Genomic DNA, 3,072 nt, shown 5'->3' with positions numbered 1-3,072 from the left:
CCGGGCTCTTCACCTTCGAGAAGATCAACACCGACCGGTCCGTCCCCAATGTTGGCTGGCGTCAGATCACACGCTGTGATGATCCCGGTTTCGGGTTCAACCGCGATGTGGGCCTTGTATCCATCCCGATAGCTTGATCGGGATTTGTGCATATGACGAGCCTCCGGGTCAACTGTTGAGATCACCCTGTCTTTGACGGTGCCGTCAAAGATCCGCCATGTTCCTTCTGCGTCACCGGGTTCAACATCCTGACCCGAAACCAGGGCCAACAGACCAACCGCGTCGGCAGCCTTGTCATCGAGGGAGACATCGGTGACAGCGTCGAGGATCGCCAGGGCGTCGTTCACGAGTCCCGATACGAGTGCAGCCTTGGCATCAGGGTCGTCCCACGCACACACCGGTTTCCCTGACACGTCATAATCATGAGCCGCAACATCTACCACCCTCGCTTGAGGGACCAGACGGCGGACCCGCCGTATCTGAGACACCAGCTGGGTGACCGTGTCCTGAGTCGCTACTGCGTCATCGAGCAGCGTCGAATCCAACGCCCGGCGCTTCTTCCCGCTCAACACGCCAGTAGCGTCCACGACCTGACGCACCGCATCCCCAATCCGATTCGGGGACTGGGACTTCGCGAGACGTTGACGCCAATACGTGAACACCGTGTAATGCACACCTTCGCCATCAAGAGCAAGACCGCACGCAACCTTCCAACGGATATCGCAACGCAACGCCTCGGCAGCCTGACGATCAGACAAGCCCTCCAACTCCTTGAGGATCATTGCCGACGCCATCACCCCAGCCCGTATCGACGGGCGGCCCCGCAATGACGGAAACAGGTCCTCAAACATTTCATCAGGGAACACCTCGGTGCGGTGATCAGCCAGAAACGCATACACCGACCCCTCGTCAACAAGCTGACGGCACAACGCCTCAGCATCCAACAACTCACGGTTCGGATTGTCTAGACCTTGCATAACGCGCAGTTTCACACACCGCGACCACGAACGCGAGCACCGAATTAATCAACAGGGTCCTAGTCGCCGTCGTCCGGGCCGTAGATCTCGATCTCCCGCCACGCCACCCAGCTCGGGCTCAGCGTGGTCGTCACACGGACCGCGACCACGTCGGTGACCGGCTCGGGGAGCCGGTACTCGAGGATGTCCCCGTCGACGGTCGGGCCGTCGAAACGGTGCAGGGAGACGGTCTTGCCGGACGCGAGCATGGCGGTGATCTCGTGAACGGTCCGTCCGGCCGGCCATTGGGCGACCGTCAGCACGACCGAGCCGACGTCGATCCCGTCGGGGAACGCCACCTCGATCCACTGTGGTGCATCCGCCCCGGAACCCCACTGGGCAGGGCCACCGTCGACGGCGGCCTCCGGCGGCTCGGCCGGAAGGCTTCGTGACGCCCGTACCGGCGCATGGAACGCGACATTGGCGGTGCGGACGTCCGCGGGGCTGCACGGGTCCCGGCGTGCCGGTGACAAGGCGTCGAGCAGCAGACCGTCCTCGTCGACGAGCCCCCAGGTGGCGTCGCCGATCGCTCTCGGCGCCTGCACATACGCCCAGTGCAACCAGCCGTCGAACCCCAGATCACACGAGTCGGCCACCCACGTCTGCAACGTCCATGCCGCCACGTCGAGCTTGGGGTACCGGTCTACGAACGCACCGAACTCGCCCATGATGATCGGCCTGGCCGTGTAGCCGACCATCCCGAAGTTCTCCGCCATCTTCGCCAGGTCGAGGTCGCCGCCCGGATACGCGTGCAAGTCGAAGAAGTCCAGGGCGCTGTCGGCGAGCAGTGGCGCCGTATCGACGTACCAGTCACCCCCGATCGCCGTGGCATTGGGAAACTGAGGTGTGAAGAACCCCATGGTGACCAACCCGTCCGGGTCGTGGCCCCGGATCACCGACGCGACCTGATCGATGTAGTAGCGGATCCCGTCGGTCGTCACGGCTCGCTTCTGCTCCGGGTCGGAGAGGTCGTAGCTGCGGCCGTTTGCAGTCGTCACCACACCGGACGTGAGCGACAGGGGCGGCTGGTCGGCGAAGAACCACTGCTCGTTGAGAATCGACCAGGCGAGGACGGCGTCGAACGCCGCGTCGGCGTCCTCGAGGCCGCCCATCAGATCATCCCAATAGCGCACCGCCGTGGCGACCCCGGGGGCGGTGAGGTAGTGGGCGTTGCGGTACCCGGCGAATTGGCCGGATGCACCCTTGTTGGACTGCTCCCAGTAGCCGCCCTGATCCGGCAGGTCGTTCGATGTCAGAACCAGATAGAGGCCCTGTTGCCGGGCGATGCGGGTCACCTCGGCGATCACCGCCAGATACTCCGGGTTGAGGCCGCGTCCTGTCGAAGAGCCGATGCACGCGTCGCCGGAGCCGCACGAGTCCATGAACATGCGCACCGTCGTGTACCCGGCGTCGGCCAGGCGGGTGAAGTCTGCAGTGACCTGCGCCTCGTCGAAGATCGCCGGTGAGAACCCCCGATCTTCGAAGCCGCCCGCGATCGGCACGATGTTGAAGTAGTCGACCCCGACCGGAACGAACGGCTCAGCGGTATCGGCGACAGCGAACCGGTCACCGTCGACGGTGATCCGCGACACCCGGTGCTCCGGCACGGTCGCCGCAGACGTGGATGTCGAGGCCGGTGGCAGCGTTGCCTGGGTCGTCGCCGGTTGGGTGACCGGGAACGTCGTTGAAGAGCTCACCGGTGCCTCTGTGCCCGTCGAGCAGGATACGGCCGCCAGGGACACGGCCACCACCCAGACACCCAGCCTGCACCTCATCGCGCCTCATCCTATCGGCTGACGTCGACGGTGCAGCCGCGGGTGATCAGGTGGTTTGCAGCACCGCTTCGGTGGTGCCCGATGGTCCCCGGATGAGACGAGGGACTACAGGAGGCTGCGGCGCCTTCTGCCTCGGGCGGAGCGTCGAACGATCCGCTTCGGTGCCTCCGGGGTGAGGTCTGGGGACGCCTCCCAGGAGGCGAGGTCGTCGAGACGGTCGTCGTTGGAGAACATCTTCACGATCGGTTCGAGCAGTCCGGCCTCGTTCTGGATGTTGCGCA

General features: G+C 64.6%; 3 protein-coding genes. All 3 read right to left on the bottom strand.

The genetic code is table 11. The features are described from left to right. The coding region (locus GWP04_12535) for a transposase (protein NIA26365.1) at positions 1–977 on the bottom strand (977 nt) is incomplete at its 3' end. A gap of 59 nt (positions 978–1,036) precedes the next feature. After that, entirely contained in the window at positions 1,037–2,791 is a 1,755-nt protein-coding gene (locus GWP04_12530) for a hypothetical protein (GenBank protein NIA26364.1), read from the bottom strand. A gap of 105 nt (positions 2,792–2,896) precedes the next feature. After that, on the bottom strand, positions 2,897–3,072 hold a 176-nt coding region (locus tag GWP04_12525; protein ID NIA26363.1), incomplete at its 5' end, for a hypothetical protein.

The sequence above is a fragment of the Gammaproteobacteria bacterium genome (assembly GCA_011682695.1).
In the GTDB taxonomy this organism is placed as follows: Bacteria; Actinomycetota; Acidimicrobiia; order Spongiisociales; family UBA4744; genus BMS3Bbin01.
Note: the sequence above shows the minus strand (reverse complement) of the source record. Positions and strands in the feature narration are given on the sequence as shown.